General features: G+C 61.1%; 17 protein-coding genes and 1 pseudogene. 13 read left to right on the forward strand and 5 right to left on the reverse strand.

Features of this window, described 5'->3' with window-relative positions; translation table 11 throughout:
• Window positions 1-328: 328 nt before the first annotated feature.
• From KGB25_RS29300 to KGB25_RS30750, 5 genes and pseudogenes are all read left to right on the forward strand, one after another.
• Entirely contained in the window at window positions 329-2,344 is a 2,016-nt protein-coding gene (locus tag KGB25_RS29300; RefSeq protein ID WP_008032936.1) for a ribonucleoside triphosphate reductase, read from the forward strand.
• Between the two features lie 32 nt (window positions 2,345-2,376).
• Window positions 2,377-2,544 carry an anaerobic ribonucleoside-triphosphate reductase gene (gene nrdD / locus KGB25_RS30435; RefSeq protein WP_008032934.1) on the forward strand — a complete coding sequence of 56 codons (168 nt, stop codon included), beginning with the start codon at window positions 2,377-2,379 and terminating at the stop codon, window positions 2,542-2,544.
• Window positions 2,541-3,236, forward strand: a complete 696-nt coding sequence (locus KGB25_RS29305) for an anaerobic ribonucleoside-triphosphate reductase activating protein (RefSeq protein WP_008043833.1) — start codon at window positions 2,541-2,543, stop codon at window positions 3,234-3,236. The genes nrdD and KGB25_RS29305 overlap by 4 nt, the downstream gene beginning before the upstream one ends.
• 92 nt (window positions 3,237-3,328) lie before the next feature.
• Window positions 3,329-3,820, forward strand: a pseudogene (locus tag KGB25_RS30745) (MCP four helix bundle domain-containing protein); the annotation flags it as partial.
• Between the two features lie 423 nt (window positions 3,821-4,243).
• On the forward strand, window positions 4,244-4,948 hold the full coding sequence (locus KGB25_RS30750) for a methyl-accepting chemotaxis protein (protein ID WP_411740742.1): 705 nt from the start codon (window positions 4,244-4,246) through the stop codon (window positions 4,946-4,948).
• Between the two features lie 33 nt (window positions 4,949-4,981).
• Here KGB25_RS30750 and KGB25_RS29315 read toward each other — a convergent pair whose 3' ends face one another.
• From KGB25_RS29315 to KGB25_RS29335, 5 genes are all read right to left on the reverse strand, one after another.
• On the reverse strand, window positions 4,982-6,361 hold the full coding sequence (locus KGB25_RS29315; RefSeq protein WP_223437842.1) for a 4Fe-4S binding protein: 1,380 nt from the start codon (window positions 6,359-6,361) through the stop codon (window positions 4,982-4,984).
• Window positions 6,349-7,203, reverse strand: a complete 855-nt coding sequence (locus KGB25_RS29320) for an FTR1 family protein (RefSeq protein WP_223437844.1) — start codon at window positions 7,201-7,203, stop codon at window positions 6,349-6,351. Before KGB25_RS29320 ends, KGB25_RS29315 begins: the two co-directional genes overlap by 13 nt.
• Window positions 7,204-7,225: 22 nt before the next feature.
• Entirely contained in the window at window positions 7,226-7,558 is a 333-nt protein-coding gene (locus tag KGB25_RS29325) for a cupredoxin domain-containing protein (RefSeq protein ID WP_008032923.1), read from the reverse strand.
• A complete protein-coding gene (locus KGB25_RS29330) occupies window positions 7,559-8,083 on the reverse strand; it encodes an iron transporter (RefSeq protein ID WP_192226488.1) in 525 nt (174 codons plus the stop codon).
• A gap of 87 nt (window positions 8,084-8,170) precedes the next feature.
• Window positions 8,171-8,530 carry a hypothetical protein gene (locus KGB25_RS29335; protein ID WP_008032918.1) on the reverse strand — a complete coding sequence of 120 codons (360 nt, stop codon included), beginning with the start codon at window positions 8,528-8,530 and terminating at the stop codon, window positions 8,171-8,173.
• 160 nt (window positions 8,531-8,690) lie between these two features.
• Between KGB25_RS29335 and KGB25_RS29340 the strand changes: the two genes are divergently transcribed.
• The 8 genes from KGB25_RS29340 (at window position 8,691) to KGB25_RS29375 (ending at window position 15,449) form a co-directional block, all read left to right on the forward strand.
• Window positions 8,691-8,903, forward strand: a complete 213-nt coding sequence (locus tag KGB25_RS29340) for a DUF3079 domain-containing protein (RefSeq protein WP_008032916.1) — start codon at window positions 8,691-8,693, stop codon at window positions 8,901-8,903.
• Window positions 8,904-9,066: 163 nt separating this feature from the next.
• Window positions 9,067-10,047: a quinone oxidoreductase family protein gene (locus KGB25_RS29345; RefSeq protein ID WP_008032914.1), complete on the forward strand. Its 981-nt coding sequence runs from the start codon at window positions 9,067-9,069 to the stop codon at window positions 10,045-10,047.
• A gap of 13 nt (window positions 10,048-10,060) precedes the next feature.
• On the forward strand, window positions 10,061-10,909 hold the full coding sequence (locus KGB25_RS29350) for a TauD/TfdA dioxygenase family protein (protein WP_008043845.1): 849 nt from the start codon (window positions 10,061-10,063) through the stop codon (window positions 10,907-10,909).
• 87 nt (window positions 10,910-10,996) lie between these two features.
• A complete protein-coding gene (locus KGB25_RS29355) occupies window positions 10,997-12,049 on the forward strand; it encodes a 3-keto-5-aminohexanoate cleavage protein (RefSeq protein WP_008032909.1) in 1,053 nt (350 codons plus the stop codon).
• A gap of 91 nt (window positions 12,050-12,140) precedes the next feature.
• Window positions 12,141-13,460 (forward strand): MFS transporter, encoded by a 1,320-nt coding sequence (locus KGB25_RS29360; RefSeq protein WP_008032908.1) that lies wholly within the window; start codon window positions 12,141-12,143, stop codon window positions 13,458-13,460.
• Window positions 13,457-14,119, forward strand: coding sequence for a DsbA family oxidoreductase (locus KGB25_RS29365; RefSeq protein WP_223437846.1), 663 nt, complete (start codon window positions 13,457-13,459; stop codon window positions 14,117-14,119). Before KGB25_RS29360 ends, KGB25_RS29365 begins: the two co-directional genes overlap by 4 nt.
• Window positions 14,116-14,442: a Rieske (2Fe-2S) protein gene (locus KGB25_RS29370; protein WP_207286735.1), complete on the forward strand. Its 327-nt coding sequence runs from the start codon at window positions 14,116-14,118 to the stop codon at window positions 14,440-14,442. The genes KGB25_RS29365 and KGB25_RS29370 overlap by 4 nt, the downstream gene beginning before the upstream one ends.
• A complete protein-coding gene (locus KGB25_RS29375; protein WP_223437848.1) occupies window positions 14,439-15,449 on the forward strand; it encodes a YeiH family protein in 1,011 nt (336 codons plus the stop codon). Before KGB25_RS29370 ends, KGB25_RS29375 begins: the two co-directional genes overlap by 4 nt.
• Window positions 15,450-16,004: the final 555 nt, after the last annotated feature.

Here is a 16,004-nt window from a genome sequence, read left to right on the forward strand (position 1 = left end):
GGGTTAGCCGCCCCCGGCCATGGATGGCCGATGGCGGCGGGCCCACGGAGCAGGACCGGAGCGAGGGCATGCCGAGCCATGGCGAGGCACCGAACGAAAGGGGCAAGAGCCCTTGGTTACTTGGGGCTCTTCCAAGTGACTCGCCGTAAGGGCGAAACCAATAGCCGCCATCACCACAACAACGAATATACACACCAAAAACAAATGCTAAGCAATCACCGCCAAATCTTGATATCGGTCAATTGCAGATCCGTCCTTTGTCCGTAACCTCCACTGCATGTTGTGTTTTTAGATGAATAAAAATCTATATGTAGTATCTGGAGGCCGAATGCAAAGCACGCTGATCTCAGTAGGAAGTAACCGTCTGCACAAGCGCAACGGTGACCTGGTTGCCTTCGACGCCGACAAGATCCGTCAGGCGTTGATCGCTGCCGGCAGGGCAACCGGGGAATACACCGACGTTGAAGCCGAAGGCCTGCTCGAGGCCGTACTCGCCCGTCTGGAAGGGCTGCCGAGACTGCATGTCGAGCAGATCCAGGACCGTGTCGAACGGGTGCTGATGGACGCCGGTTTTTTCTTCGCCATGCGCGCCTACATCGTCTACCGCGAACAGCACGGACGTTTGCGCCGCGACCGCCGGACCCTGGTCGAGGTCGCCACCTCCATGAACGAATACCTCGACCGTGAAGACTGGCGGGTCCAGGCCAACGCCAATCAGGGCTATTCCCTGGGCGGGCTGGTGCTGAACGTGTCGGGCAAGGTCACCGCCAACTACTGGCTGGACGAGGTCTACAGCGAAGCCATCGGCCAGGCCCACCGCGAGGCGGATTTGCATGTGCACGACCTCGACATGCTCGCCGGTTATTGCGCCGGATGGTCGCTGCGCACCCTCCTGCACGAAGGGCTCAACGGTGTGCCGGGACGGGTCGAAGCCGGTCCGCCGAAGCACCTGAGCAGTGCCTTGGGGCAGATGGTGAATTTCCTTGGCACCCTGCAAAACGAATGGGCCGGTGCCCAGGCGTTCAGTTCGTTCGACACCTACCTGGCGCCCTATGTGCGCAAAGACCAGCTGGGTTTCGAGCAGATACGCCAAGCGATCCAGGAATTCATCTACAACCTCAACGTCCCATCGCGCTGGGGCACGCAAACGCCCTTTACCAACCTGACCTTCGACTGGGTTTGCCCGCAGGATCTGCGCGAGCAGATCCCCATCATCGGCGGTGAGGAAATGCCGTTTGCCTATGGCGACCTGCAAGCCGAAATGGACCTGCTCAACCGCGCCTACATCGAGGTGATGCAGGCCGGCGATGCGAAAGGGCGGGTGTTCACCTTTCCGATCCCGACCTACAACATCACCCATGATTTTCCATGGGACAGCGAAAACGCTGACCGCCTGTTCGAGATGACTGCGCGTTACGGCCTGCCGTATTTCCAGAACTTCCTCAATTCGGACATGCAGCCCAATCAGGTGCGATCGATGTGCTGCCGCTTGCAACTGGACGTGCGCGAGTTGCTCAAGCGCGGTGGCGGCTTGTTCGGCTCGGCAGAGCAGACCGGATCGCTCGGCGTGGTGACCATCAACTGCGCGCGACTGGGTTATGTGTTCAAGGGGGATACCAGCGGTTTGCTCAAGCGTCTGGACACGCTGATGGAACTGGCGATGGAGAGCCTGGAGGTCAAGCGCAAGGTGATTCAGCATCACATGGACGCCGGTTTGTACCCATACACCAAGCGTTACCTCGGCACCTTGCGCAACCATTTCTCGACCATCGGCCTCAATGGCCTGCATGAAATGCTGCGCAATTTCAGCGGCGACAAGGAGGGCATGCACACCGAGCACGGCCGGCAGTTTGCCCTGAGGATGCTGGACCATGTGCGCGCCACGCTCGTGCGTTTCCAGGAAGAAACCGGCCACCTCTACAACCTCGAGGCGACGCCGGCCGAGGGCACTACCTACCGTTTCGCCAAGGAAGACCTCAAGCGCTATCCCGACATTCTCCAGGCCGGCAGCGCGCAGGCGCCGTATTACACCAACTCCTCGCAACTGCCCGTGGGCTACACCGAAGACCCCTTCGAGGCCCTGGAACTGCAAGACGAATTGCAATGCAAATACACCGGCGGGACGGTCTTGCATCTGTACATGGCCGAGCGGATTTCTTCGACCCAAGCCTGCAAGCAACTGGTGCGCAAAGCCCTCGGACGGTTCCGCCTGCCGTACCTGACCGTGACCCCGACATTCTCCATCTGCCCGGTGCACGGCTACCTCGATGGCGAGCACGAGTTCTGCCCCAAATGCGACGAGATCCTGCTGCTCAAAGAACAGCAAACCGGCACCGTTCACTGATTTCGATCCACTCAACCGCAAGGAGCTTCACCATGATTGCATCGCAAACACTGCCCCAGGCTCAACGTCAACGCTGCGAAGTCTGGACCCGGGTGATGGGTTATCACCGTCCGGTGTCGGCGTTCAATCCGGGCAAACAGTCGGAGCACCGCGAACGGGTGCACTTCACCGAAAGCGCGGCCGTGGCCGGGCGCCAATGAGTCGAATGCTGCGGGTCGGGGGCATGGTGCCCCTGACCACTATCGACTATCCGGGACAGCTCGCCTGCGTGCTGTTTTGCCAGGGGTGCGCCTGGCGTTGTCGTTACTGCCATAACCCGCAACTGATCCCGCCTCGTGGCACCGAGGAAGTGGATTGGCGGCGGGTTATGGCGTTTCTGCAACGTCGACAGGACCTGCTCGATGCCGTGGTGTTCAGCGGCGGTGAGCCGACCTTGCAGGACGCGTTGCCCGGCGCCATGGATGAAGTGCGCGCCATGGGATTTCGCATCGGTTTGCACAGCGCCGGCATCAAGCCGGCCGCGTTCGCCAAGGCGCTGGCCGGGGCCGACTGGGTGGGCTTCGACGTCAAGGCATTGCCCGAGGATTGCCAGGCCATCACCCGCGTCGAGGGCAGCGGAACAGCCAACTGGCGCAGCCTCGAGCATCTGCTGGCCAGCGATGTCGACTACGAATGCCGCACCACCGTGCATTGGCATCTCGTCGAACCGGCACGTCTGTTGACCCTCGCGCAGCGATTGAGCGCGCTGGGCGTCAAGCGCTTCGCTGTGCAACTGGTGCGCACCGAGCGGATGTTCGATCCGCTGCTGCCGAGCGTTTCGGCACAGGCTTTGCTACCCGATCTTTGGGAAGCGATGCGCGAGTTGTTTCCAGCGTTCGTGTTACGGGGGTAACCGAACCCGGGGAACAACGTTCAACAGTGACATCCACCATGAATTTCAAATGCGCTGCCAATCAGGCAGGTATCAAACTGGGAGCATTTGATATGGCTAAATTAACCACGGCTCAACGGATCGTCATCGGCTTTGCAATCGCGCCGCTGGCGTTGATGGGCATGGCGTTTTACGCGTTGCACGATCTGGCAACGCTCAAGGAACAGGCGGTGGTCATCGTCAAACAGGACTGGCCGAAGATCGAACCGATCATGGTCATTGCCACGGGCGTGCGCGATAACGCCAGGAACACCCGGGACTTGCTGATCAACAAGGACAATCAGCAAGTGCAGCAGTCGATCGACGCCACCAAGAAACGCATCACCCAGGCGCTCGAAACCCTTGAGCCGCTGTTCTATCTGCCAGAGGGCAAAGCCGCTTACCTCGCCTTGAAAAAGAACCGCGAAGCCTACGTTGCCGCGTTCACCCAGGTGCAGGTCTTGATTCGGCAAGGGGCTTCCGACGATGCCATGGCCCAGCTGAAGCAGAAAGTCGTACCGGCCGAAGCCGAGGTGTATCGCAGCCTGGATGAGTTGATGGCGCTGCAAGGGAAAATCTTCATCGACCGTGAACAGTCGGCGCAGGCACTGTACAGCGATGCCCGGCGCAACATGCTGGGGTTGTTCCTGTTCTGCCTGGCGCTGGTGATTGCCGCTGCGATAGTCGTCACGCGCAGTGTGACCCGGCCATTGGGTGGCGAGCCGGATGATGCCGCACGGTTCTTGAGTGAAATCGCCGAGGGCGACCTGACGATTCAGGTGCCGGTGGGGGCAAGTGCCGACGGCAGTGTGATGATGAACATGCATCAGATGCAGCAAAGCCTGAATGCCATGGTCAAGCACATCGCTTCTTCGGTTGACCGGGTAGCCAGCTCTTCCGAAGAACTGAGTGCCGTCAGCAGCCAGACCGCCAGCAACCTGCAATTGCAGGGGCTGGAGATCGAGCAGGCCGCTGCGGCGGTGAATCAGATGACGGCTGCGGTGGATGAAGTGGCGCGCAACGCGGTCAGTACTTCCGAGGCCTCCAAGCAGTCCGAGCAAACCGCGCAGCGCGGCCGCGAACAGGTTCAGGAAACCGTGGTTGCCATCGGCGAACTGGCCGATGGCGTCACCGACACCTCGCAACGTATCGAACAATTGGCAGGCCGGGTGCAGGACATCAGCAAAGTCCTGGACGTGATTCGCAGCATCGCCGAGCAGACCAATCTGCTGGCCCTCAACGCGGCAATTGAAGCCGCACGGGCCGGGGATGCCGGGCGCGGCTTTGCCGTGGTCGCCGATGAAGTGCGTGCGCTGGCGCATCGCACGCAGGAGTCCACCCAGGAAATCGAGCAGATGATCGGCAACATTCGCCAGGATACGGGCCATGCGGTGACGGCCATGCAAAGCAGCAGTCATCTGGTGCGGGCTACTTTGGAAGTGGCGCAGCGCTCAGGTGATGCACTGGATCAGATCACCCGGTCCATCTCGCAGATCAATGAACGCAACCTGATGATTGCCAGTGCCACGGAGGAGCAGGCGTTGGTGGCGCGTGAGGTGGATCGCAATCTGGTGGGGATTCGCACCTTGTCCGAGCAAGTCTTGCTGGGTGCGCAGCACACCGACACCGCTGGCCATGAACTGGCGCAGATGGCCGGGGCGCTGCATCAGACCGTAGCGCGATTCAAGGTCTAGACCACCCGGGCGGGTGGTTGTGGAGGTGGGCGCTCAGGACCAGCCCCAGAACTGCAACCACCAGCCAAACCCGATCAAACCATTGGCCAACAGCAGGCAGGCGCTGCCCGACATGCGCCGCGCCAGAGAGCGGTTTTCGCGGCTCAGTCGCTTCCATCCCAGCAGCAAACTCCAGCCTATCGCAGCCACCAACAGGCAGGCCCTGACCGGTTGCACCCATTCCAGCAGCAAACCTTCATAGCGCAGCAGTTTCACGGTGGTTGCCGACAACCCGAGAAACAGTCCCGCACCACCCAGGGGCGTGAGTGTGAGCGCCAGGGGCCAATACAGTGCACGATCGCCCGCCAGTCGAGCCGTCAGGCGCAGGAGAACCATTAGCACGGTGCCGAGCAGCACCGAACTCAAACTCAGGTAAGTGACGATGCTGAACCCGTCGAGCCAACTGAAGCTGTCGTTGAGCTGCGGGTAGTGGGTGAGCAGCCACCAGGGCGCGTTGTCTTGCAAGGCCCAGAACTGGTCGTGTTCAACCAGCCATTGGGCGAGCGTTTGTTTGAGGGCGACGAACCAGGGACTGACCGTCCACTGGAATGCGCCCATCGCCAGGCCGATCACACCGAACAGCAGCAAGCGAGCATCCCACGGGGATAGCGTCTGCGACGTCGCGTGAAGAATCTCTTGATTGCCCGACCGGGCGATCAACTGGACGGCACCGCGTTGCCCGCTGCAGCGCCCACAGGCATGGCAATCACTGGCGCCTTGCAGGCGTCGGATATCGAGCAACGGTGCGCAGTTGGGGGGCGGCAGGCGTGGCGGGGCGTTTTCTATCCAGCGTTGTTCATTGACCTGAAAATGCACCGGCGCCAGGCGGGCGAGCAGTGCGAACACGCCGCTGACCGGGCACAGGTAACGGCACCAGACCCGCTTGCCTCGGGCGAACAACAACCCGACGACCACCGCAGCGACAGTCGAACCACCCAGAATCAGCAGCGCCGCCTGAGCGTAGTCATAGACGCTGATCAACTGGCCATAGAGGGTCGTCAGGCAGAACGCCAGGGTCGGCCAGCCGCCCCAGCGCAACCAGCGCGGCACGCCCATGCCTTTACCGTAATGGCTGGCCCATTCGCTGAGCGAGCCTTCCGGACACAGCACGCCACACCAGAGCCGACCGAACATCACGATCGACAGCAGCACGAACGGCCACCAGATCCCCCAAAACAGAAACTGTGCAAGCAAGGTCAGGTTGTCGAGCATTCGTGCCTGGCTGTCCGGCAACGGCAACAGCGGCGGGATCACCAGCAGCACTGCGTAAAACACCACAACCAACCACTGCGCGGCACGAATGAACCGCGCATGGCGACGCATCCCGTCGCCCAGTCGCTGGAGCCATCGATTGTGCCAACTCAGTTCAGGCATGGGACTTTTTCCATCGTCCGTTGCCGTAGCCATCCGCCGACGACCAGCCAGTAACCGATCCACACCAGCAAGGTCAGGCCGCTGGGGGTTGCCCGATAACCGGCAAAACCGGCCAGGAAACCACCGAGTCCATGGCTGTCGCTCAGTAAGACGCTGCTGTCCCAGAACGCGTCGCCAATGACGCTGTAAACCTGTTCCGGCAGATCGAGGGCGAGCAGTTGGCCGCCGATTCGCTCGGTGCCACTGACCAGCAATGCGGCCCCGAGCATGAGCAGGATGACTTCGCTGATGGCAAAGAATCGTTGCCACGAAATGAACCGGCGACTGCTGTGCAGCAGGATGATGGTCAACGCCGACAGCACCAGCCCCATGGCGCCGCCGATGGCAAACAAACCGAGCTGCGGGCCTCGCAGTTGAGCACCGGCGCCATAGAGAAACACGACCGTTTCACTGCCTTCACGACTGACCGCAAGCATCGCCAGCAGCAACAATCCCATGCCGCCTTGCCGGGCCAGATGGCTATCGGCATGGCGCTGCAAATCCTGTTTGAGGGAGCGCCCGTGACGGTGCATCCAGCCCACCATTTGCACGATCAACAGGCTGGCGACCAGGGCGAGTGCGGCCTGGAACCATTCACTGGCCGAGCCGCTCATGGCCTCGCCGGCAAACAGAATCAGCACGGCCAGCAGACCCGAGAGCAGCAACCCCAGCCCCACGCCGACCCACAAGTATTTGACCAGTCGATGACCCTGGTACTGCTGGCTGGCCCAGGCCTGGAGAATGCCGATCACCAGCAACGCCTCGACGCTTTCGCGCCAGACGATGAACATTGATTGATTCATGAAAACTCCGTGCGCTGACAGGTTATTTCGCGAGGATGCCGCCCTCGGGCAGTTGCGGATTGAACTCGTCGAAAAACGGGTAGTGACCGGGCCTGAGCGGGTGAATGACGACAAAGGTGGTCACGCCCGGTGACATGACTTTTTCAACCCGCAGCGGTGTGCTCTCGAATTCGGCCGGCCCCTGACCGTTGTTTTTCAGGACGATCTTGAATCGCTGCCCGGCCGGGACCTCCAGCAAGGCCGGAGTGAAGTGGCCATCGCGCAGGATCAGTTCGTAGCTCGGTAACTCGGCATGGGCGGTCAACGGCGCAAGGGCTCCAGCCACCAGCAGGCAGGCAACCTGCAGGCGCTTCATTCAATAGCCGCCTTTTTTGCCAATGCCGGCGTAGACGAATTCGTAGTGCAGCTCGCAGCGTTCGAACCAGGGCGCGACACCGGTTTCCTTGTCGGTGTGGCGACCGAGAGAGGCATGACCACCGGGTGGCAGGATGGTGAAGGTGAGTTGATATTTGCCCGGCCCCATCAGCTTCACATTGTCGCCGTAGTGCGGACCGTCGTTGGCGACCATGGCGTGGAAATCGCCTTTGAGTTCCGGGTCGTTGCCTTGCTTTTTCAGATTGAAAGAGACGTTGAGATAGGGCACGAAACTGCCTTCCTGAAAGCCCTGGTGATTATCCGCAGTGGCGCGGATGTCGGCCTCCAGATGCACATCCGAATCCGCAGTGGCGCGCATCATGCCTGCCGGTTCCATCTCGATCGGTTGCAGATAAACCGCCCCGACTTCCAGCCCCGGACACAGCTGTGGTTCGCCGATCGGGTATTCCTTGGCCTGAGCCAGCGGTACGAACAAGAGCAAAGCGAGTGTGAGAGAGGTACGCATGATTTCTTCCTGGGCACTGACGAGTAGGAACCCGAGTCTAGGAAGGTTTGCTGCGAACAATAATGATTGCTATCAAGTTTTGAGTAATTAAACCGACGGCTCGTCGCGCCGGCGAAATCGCTGGGCGCGCTCGACGCTGTGGGTCATCTGTGCCGCCGCATGGACGGTCAAGGGATGCTGGGTAAATCCGGCTCTGGGGGAAATGTAGCCGGCCATTTCCCGGGCAACGGCGAGCTGACGTTCCGAACCTTCCGCCAGCAGCGCGATGACCAGATTTTCCAGGGCAATGACGCGGACACGCAAGTGAACCAGTTCGGCGTTTGTCAGCGCAGGCGGGGCGATAAAGGCATCGCTATCGATGGATGTTGCGGCGTCTTGATCGTCCCATGTCGACAGCGGTGGACGGTCGGGTGTCTCTGTATTCGGGTGAGGATTTTTATTGATCATGAGCGACGACTCCAAGTCTGTTCGGCCGTTATCAGCTTAGCCTCAGGATCATGATCGGGGGAGGGCAGTCACTCGATGTCGATAGCTTGATATCCATCAAGGACGACTTTGCACAGAGGCTGTAGGTTGGAAAAACGCCTCTCAATGACCGGAGATCGGCATGGCCAAGAACTTCCCCGACAACCCCAAGCACCCCGAGCGGATTTGCTGGGGGTGCGACCGGTATTGCCCGGCCAAGTCGTTGGCGTGCGGCAATGGCTCCGAGCGTACGATGCATCCGGCCGAGCTGTTTGGCGAAGACTGGAACGTGCCGGGCGACTGGGGTATCGAGCCCCTCATCGTCACAACCAAGGCGGCGGATGACGATATCTGACGCAGGTCCAACCTGGTCATAGCGCAGTCTTGCGTTCCATGCCCGCAACCATCTGTCATGAAATGAAAAGCCTGTGTCGTCTGATGAGAAGCGGCTCACCAGACTGCGTCCTACAGTCCAATCAGCGCAAATCGACGCTGTACAGACTGGAGAATAAGAAAAAATGGCCAACGCCGTACGCTTCTACGAAACCGGTGGTCCCGAAGTCCTCCGTTATGAGGAGGTCGAGGTCGGCGATCCCGGTCCAGGCCAGGTTCGTCTTCGTCATGTGGCTGTAGGCCTTAATTATGCCGACACCTATTTTCGCAATGGTACTTACCCGATTCCGATGCCCAACGGCATGGGGGTTGAAGCGTCCGGTGTGGTCCAGGCCGTTGGCGAAGGGGTGACCAACGTCCAGGTGGGGGACCGCGTCACCTATACCGGTTTCCTCAACACCCTTGGCGCCTACAGCACCGAACGGCTGATCGCGGCCGCGCCGTTGATCAAACTGCCGGAAACCATCAGTTTCGAGACCGCTGCGGCCATGACCATGCGCGGCCTGACGTCTTCGTACCTGATGCGCCGCATCTACGACTTCAAGGAAGGCGACAGCATTCTGCTGCACGCCGCAGCCGGTGGCGTCGGCCTGATCGTCTCGCAGTGGGCAAAATTGCTCGGCTTGAACGTGATCGGCACGGTTTCGACCGAAGAAAAGGCCCAAATCGCCCGGGCTCACGGTTGCGACCATACTATCAATTACAGCCATGAAGACGTCGCCGCCCGTGTTCGCGAATTGACCGATGGCGTCGGCGTCAACGTGGTGTTCGACAGCGTCGGCAAGAACACTTTCGCCGGCTCCCTGGATTCGCTCAAGCGTCGTGGCCTGATGGTGTGCGTCGGCACGGCATCCGGTCCGATCCCTGCGTTCGACCCGGTGATGCTGGCGATGAAAGGCTCGTTGTTCCTGACCCGTCCGGCGCTGGCTGACTACATCGCCGACCCAGCGGAGAAAGCCGCCCTGGCCGGTGAGTTGTTCGACCACGTCGGCAGCGGCCGGATCAAGATCGAGATCAACCAGCACTACGCCTTGCAGGATGCGGTGCAGGCTCATCGCGATCTTGAGTCGCGCAAGACCACCGGTTCGTCGATTTTCGTCATTTAAGGAGCGGCCAGCCATGAAAGTCGAACAATTGACCTGCAACATCGGCGCCGAACTGATTGGCGTGAACCTCGCCGACGCGGTGCATGACGACGGTCTGTTTGCCGAGATTCGTGCCCAGTTGCTCAAGCACCGGGTGGTGTTCCTGCGTGATCAGAACATCACTCGCGAGGAGCACGTGGCCTTCGCTCGCCGCTTTGGTGAGTTGGAAGACCATCCGGTGGCCGGCAGCGATCCGGATCATCCGGGGCTGGTGCGGATCTACAAGAGTCCGGACCAGCCGATGGACCGCTATGAAAACGCCTGGCACGCCGACGCCACCTGGCGCGAGGCGCCGCCAATGGGGTGCGTGTTGCGCTGCGTGGAATGCCCGCCGGTCGGCGGCGACACCATGTGGGCCAACATGGTCGAGGCCTATGCGCGTTTGCCGGAAGACGTGAAGGTGAAAATCGCCGACCTGCGTGCCCGTCACAGCATCGAAGCGAGTTTCGGTGCGGCGATGCCGATCGAAAAACGCCTGGCGCTCAAGGCGATGTACCCGGACGCCGAGCACCCGGTGGTGCGCACCCACCCGGAAACCGGCGAGAAGGTGCTGTTCGTCAACGCCTTCACCACCCACATCAGCAACTACCACACCTCTGAGCGGGTGCGCTTCGGCCAGGACGCCAACCCCGGCGCCAGCGAATTGCTGCGCTACCTGATCAGCCAGGCGTACATCCCCGAGTATCAGGTGCGCTGGCGCTGGAAGCCCAACAGCATCGCCATCTGGGACAACCGCAGTACCCAGCACTACGCCGTCATGGATTACCCGCCGTGCCATCGCAAGATGGAGCGCGCCGGGATCATCGGCGACAAGACCTACTGATCGACCCTTTCTGCATACGCACTCGTAAACACGTCTGCCCGGCACGATCCCGGGTGGGCGGGACAATCATAAAAAGTGGAGTAAATCATGCAATTCTTCGACGATTCCCTGCACCCGGAAAACATGGAAAAAGTGGTCATCACCGTGGCCCCGTACGGCCCGGAATGGATGCCTGAAGATTTCCCGGAAGACATCCCGCTGACCATGGACGAGCAGGTCCAGAAAGCGGTCGATTGCTATGAAGCCGGCGCCACCGTGCTGCACCTGCATGTGCGTGAACTGGACGGCAAGGGCTCCAAGCGCCTGTCGAAGTTCAACGAGCTGATCGCCGGCGTGCGCGAAGCCGTGCCGGACATGATCATCCAGGTCGGCGGTTCGATTTCCTTCGCCCCGGAAAGTGATGGCGAAGCCGCCAAATGGCTGTCCGACGATACCCGCCACATGCTGGCCGAGCTGACGCCAAAACCGGATCAGGTCACGGTGGCGATCAACACCACCCAGATGAACATCATGGAGCTGCTGTATCCGCAATACCTGGAAGGTACCTCACTGGCTAACCCGTTGATCCAGGCTGCCTACAGCGAAATGACCGTACCGGCCGGCCCGGCCTGGGTTGCCGAGCACCTCAAGCGCCTGATGGACAACGACATCCAGCCGCACTTCCAGCTGACCGGCATGCATGCCCTGGAAACCCTCGAGCGCCTGGTGCGCAAGGGCATCTACAAGGGCCCGCTGAACCTGACCTGGATCGGCATCGGTGGCGGTTTCGACGGTCCGAACCCGTTCAACTTCTTCAATTTCATCCACCGCGCGCCGAACGGCTGCACCCTGACCTCCGAGTCGCTGCTCAAGAACGTCATGCCGTTCAACACCATGTCGATGGCCATGGGCATGCACCCGCGCGTGGGCAATGAAGACACTATCATTGATCACAAGGGTGATCGCTTCGGCTCGGTGGCGCAGATCCAGCAAACCGTGCGCATTGCCCATGAACTGGGTCGCGAAATCGCCACGGGCAAAGAAGCCCGCGAGATTTATCGCATCGGTGTGAAGTACGACAGCATCGAGCAGACCCTGCTGGCCAACGGTATGGCCCCCAACCGCAAGGCTGGGCAAAAGGGAGTGCCGCAACGCGGCTGACCGGCGGTCCGGACGAGGGGCCGCAACCTCTCGTCCACCGCACTGCAACACGCTTGATAACAACAATAAATAAAAGCATTGAGGAGGCTGCATGGCCTTTCACCCAATCGCCGCTGACGATGACGACGCAGGTTGCGTCGGCGTTTCGCGCCAATATGCCTGGATCGTTTTTGCATTGACGTTCGGCCTGTTGATTTCCGATTACATGTCGCGTCAGGTGCTGAACGCGGTATTCCCGCTGCTCAAGAGCGAGTGGGCCCTGAGCGACGGCCAGCTCGGGTTGCTCAGCGGTATCGTTGCCTTGATGGTCGGCCTGCTGACATTCCCGCTGTCGTTGATGGCTGACCGCTTTGGACGAGTCAAGAGCCTGGCGCTGATGGCGTTGCTGTGGAGCCTGGCCACGCTGGGCTGCGCATTGGCGCAGGATTACCAGCAAATGTTCATTGCCCGGTTCATGGTCGGCGTCGGTGAAGCGGCTTATGGCAGCGTCGGTATCGCCGTGGTGATTTCGGTGTTTCCGAAGCACATGCGCGCCACCCTGGCCAGCGCGTTCATGGCGGGCGGCATGTTCGGCTCGGTGCTGGGCATGGCGTTGGGCGGTGCCATCGCGGCCAAGCTAGGCTGGCGCTGGTCGTTCGCCGGCATGGCGCTGTTTGGCCTGGTGCTGGCGATGCTTTATCCGATCATCGTCAAGGAAGCGCGCATCGCACCGCAACGGGTCGCCAAGGCTGTCGCGGGGGCCAAGCGTCCGCTGCGTACGCTGTGGTCCAGTCGTTCGGTGGTAGCGACCTACGTCGCCAGCGGCTTGCAGCTGTTCGTCGGCGGCACGGTGATGGTGTGGATTCCCAGCTACCTCAATCGCTACTACGACATGCCGACGGACAAAGCCGGCGCCATGGCGGCGATCATCGTGCTGTGCAGCGGTGCGGGGATGATTGTGTGCGGCATGCTCAGCGATCGGCTGTGTCGCAACTCGCCGGAACGCAAGGTCAGCCTGGCCATCGCCTTTTGCCTGGGCAGTTGCCTGCTGCTGTCGGCGGCGTTCGCAATGACGGCAGGGCCTATGCAACTGGCACTGATTTGCCTGGGCATGCTGATTGCCACCGGCACCACCGGCCCGGCTGGCGCGATGGTCGCCAACCTGACCCATTACTCGGTTCATGGCACGGCCTTCGCCACGCTGACATTGGCCAACAACATGCTGGGACTGGCGCCAGGGCCGTTCATCACAGGAAGGGTGTCGGACCTCATCGGCCTGCATGCCGCTTTCCAACTGGTGCCATTGGTCAGCCTCGCGGCAGCGGCCGTGTTCTTTTATGCCAAGTGTCATTACCACAAAGATATTGCCCGCCTTCAGGGTCAGCGCGTGCCTGACCCCGTCAGCCAGGCCGGGTTAGAGGTGAAGTTGTGAGTCGTCGTCTACAGATTGATGTGTTTTTCGATTTTATCTGCCCTTGGTGCCTGATCGGCAAACGCCAACTGGAGCATGCGCAGGTACAGTTTCGCAGTCGCCATCCGGATGTGCAGATCAGCACGCAGTGGCATGGCGTGCAGTTGCTGCCGCAGTTGCCGTTGGAGGGTGAGCCCTTCGTCGATTTCTACCGCAAGCGTCTGGGCAATGCCGATGCCATGACCATGCGCCAGGCCCAGGTACAAAAGGCTGCCGCGGCGGTTAGACTGACCATCGACCTCGGCCAGATCGAGACGATGCCCAATACCGCAGACGCCCATCGTCTGTTCGAGCGGGTCAGCGCGCTGGGCAACGCTGCCCAGAGTGAAATGTTGCTTGAGCGGCTGTTCGCCGCTTATTTCCGCAAACGCGAAAACCTTGGTTGCCGCGAGACCTTGCTCGCCATTGCCCGCTCCTGCGGCATTGATGCGCAGGTCTTGGCTGACTGCCTGACGGGCGACGCCACGCCATTTGCCGGATCACCCGAGGCGAGCAGTGGCGTACCGGGCTTTCAGTTCGATCGCCGCATGACGGTGGTGGGCGCGCAACCTGCAGCGGTGTTGCTCGGGGCCATGAGCCAGGCACTGAAAGAAAGTGATTACGAGCGGCAACCTGTATGACCCGGCGTATCCCCGTGCCTGCCGGCAAACACCCGCAGGTCGGCGGTCGTGCACTGTTCGAATTCGATGACAAAAGCCTGGCGCTGTTCAACGTCGGAGGTGACTTGTTCGCCATCGACGACAGTTGCCCGCACCAGGGCGCCTCGCTGTGTGGCGGGCGTCTTGAGGGGCGAGTGATTCAGTGTTGCGCCCATGGTCTGCGCTTCGATCTGCGCAGCGGTTACCTGCTCAATTCCACCGCAGTCAAAGTCGCCAACTACCCGGTCGAGATCATCGACGGCCAGGCATTCATCGTCATTGTTCCCGAGGAGGCCGCGCCATGAGCGCCATCGCTCTCACCCGTATCCACAGCCGAACGCGCGAACTGGCGCCGGGTTTTGTCGTCAGTCTGATCGTGGCGGCGGCCGCGTCCTTTTTGTCCGAGCACTACGGTGCGCCGGTGATGCTGTTTGCCTTGCTATTGGGCATGGCCCTGAATTTTCTGGCCGGCGACGGTGCCTGCAAGGCCGGCATCGAATTCACGGCGCGCACCGTGTTGCGCATCGGCGTGGCGCTGCTGGGCATGCGCATCACCCTTGAACAGATGGCTGCGCTGGGCTGGAAGCCAGTGGCGCTGGTGGTGATTCTGGTGGTGGTGACCATCGGCGTTTCAGTGATCGCTGCCAAGGCGCTGGGCTTCCAGCGTTTGTTCGGCATGCTCACCGGAGGGGCCACGGCAATTTGTGGTGCATCGGCCGCGTTGGCGCTGGCGGCAGCGCTGCCCAATCATCCGCAGAAAGAACGCGCGACGTTGTTCACGGTGATTGGGGTGTCGGCGCTGTCGACTCTGGCAATGATCGTGTACCCGATGATTGCCAATTGGCTGCAACTGTCGCCGCAAGTGGCCGGGGTGTTCTTGGGAGCGACCATCCACGACGTGGCCCAGGTGGTCGGCGCCGGTTACAGCATGTCGACCGAGACTGGCGATACGGCCACGGTGGTCAAGCTGATGCGGGTCGCGATGCTGCTGCCGGTGATCGTCACCGCCGCGATGATCACCCGCATGCAGGGCGCCGATCCGACCGGCAAGCGACCACCGTTGCTGCCGTGGTTCGCCGTCGGTTTCCTGTTGCTGGCGTGCATCAACAGCACCGGCTGGGTGGCCCCGGTGGTGCAGGGTTCGATCAATGAGCTGTCGCGCTGGTGCCTGGTGGTGTCCATCAGTGCCCTGGGCATGAAGACCCAGCTCAAGGAACTGGCGGCGGTGGGTATCAAGCCGATTCTGTTGATGGTGGGGGAGACGGTGTTCCTCGTCGTGCTGGTGCTGTTGTTGCTGCACTGGGGCTTTTGACACCCGACGCATAACGCTTTTTGACAGAGGGCTGCACCGCGGTTGACTCCTCACTGTGGTGGTGTCCTCGACCGGTGTCGACAACACCGGTTTTTTTCGGCGACTGTGCCAGCAGTCGCCGTTTTTTTTTGCCAGGTGTGAGCTCGCCAGGGAAGGGCCAGAGGCTAGGCTTCCCGCGTCATCGTTGACATCCATCGGTGTCTTTGCCAGCGTTGATTCATGCCGTGTCAAAGCTTGTGGGAGATTGTTGTCTGAGTACATATCCGTTTTTTCGGATGCGGCGGCTATTGGTTTCGCCCTTACGGCGAGTCACTTTCGAAAAGCGCGAAAGTAACCAAAGCGCTTCTGCCCCTTTCGTTCGGTGCCTCGCTAATGCTCGGCATGCCCTCGCTCCGGTCCTGCTCCGTGGGCCCGCCGCCATCGGCCATCCATGGCCGGGGGCGGCTAACCCGGCATCCATGCCGGGTTGCCCACTGCGCAGAACCTCCACTCGGCCTCTCGAGGGGGCGACTACCGCCACAGCCGCCGAGGCGGCCTGAAAGCCGACCTGGCTCT

The organism is Pseudomonas sp. BF-RE-21 (genome assembly GCF_019947305.1).
GTDB lineage: Bacteria > Pseudomonadota > Gammaproteobacteria > Pseudomonadales > Pseudomonadaceae > Aquipseudomonas > Aquipseudomonas migulae.

Excerpts from the sequence above, each read along its gene's own strand:
- KGB25_RS29300 (WP_008032936.1), top strand. The coding sequence starts at position 329 with ATGCAAAGCACGCTGATCTCAGTAGGAAGTAACCGTCTGCACAAGCGC.
- nrdD (WP_008032934.1), top strand. The coding sequence starts at position 2,377 with ATGATTGCATCGCAAACACTGCCCCAGGCTCAACGTCAACGCTGCGAA.
- KGB25_RS29305 (WP_008043833.1), top strand. The coding sequence starts at position 2,541 with ATGAGTCGAATGCTGCGGGTCGGGGGCATGGTGCCCCTGACCACTATC.
- KGB25_RS30750 (WP_411740742.1), top strand. The coding sequence starts at position 4,244 with ATGACGGCTGCGGTGGATGAAGTGGCGCGCAACGCGGTCAGTACTTCC.
- KGB25_RS29315 (WP_223437842.1), bottom strand. The coding sequence starts at position 6,361 with ATGCCTGAACTGAGTTGGCACAATCGATGGCTCCAGCGACTGGGCGAC.
- KGB25_RS29320 (WP_223437844.1), bottom strand. The coding sequence starts at position 7,203 with ATGAATCAATCAATGTTCATCGTCTGGCGCGAAAGCGTCGAGGCGTTG.
- KGB25_RS29325 (WP_008032923.1), bottom strand. The coding sequence starts at position 7,558 with ATGAAGCGCCTGCAGGTTGCCTGCCTGCTGGTGGCTGGAGCCCTTGCG.
- KGB25_RS29330 (WP_192226488.1), bottom strand. The coding sequence starts at position 8,083 with ATGCGTACCTCTCTCACACTCGCTTTGCTCTTGTTCGTACCGCTGGCT.
- KGB25_RS29335 (WP_008032918.1), bottom strand. The coding sequence starts at position 8,530 with ATGATCAATAAAAATCCTCACCCGAATACAGAGACACCCGACCGTCCA.
- KGB25_RS29340 (WP_008032916.1), top strand. The coding sequence starts at position 8,691 with ATGGCCAAGAACTTCCCCGACAACCCCAAGCACCCCGAGCGGATTTGC.
- KGB25_RS29345 (WP_008032914.1), top strand. The coding sequence starts at position 9,067 with ATGGCCAACGCCGTACGCTTCTACGAAACCGGTGGTCCCGAAGTCCTC.
- KGB25_RS29350 (WP_008043845.1), top strand. The coding sequence starts at position 10,061 with ATGAAAGTCGAACAATTGACCTGCAACATCGGCGCCGAACTGATTGGC.
- KGB25_RS29355 (WP_008032909.1), top strand. The coding sequence starts at position 10,997 with ATGCAATTCTTCGACGATTCCCTGCACCCGGAAAACATGGAAAAAGTG.
- KGB25_RS29360 (WP_008032908.1), top strand. The coding sequence starts at position 12,141 with ATGGCCTTTCACCCAATCGCCGCTGACGATGACGACGCAGGTTGCGTC.
- KGB25_RS29370 (WP_207286735.1), top strand. The coding sequence starts at position 14,116 with ATGACCCGGCGTATCCCCGTGCCTGCCGGCAAACACCCGCAGGTCGGC.
- KGB25_RS29375 (WP_223437848.1), top strand. The coding sequence starts at position 14,439 with ATGAGCGCCATCGCTCTCACCCGTATCCACAGCCGAACGCGCGAACTG.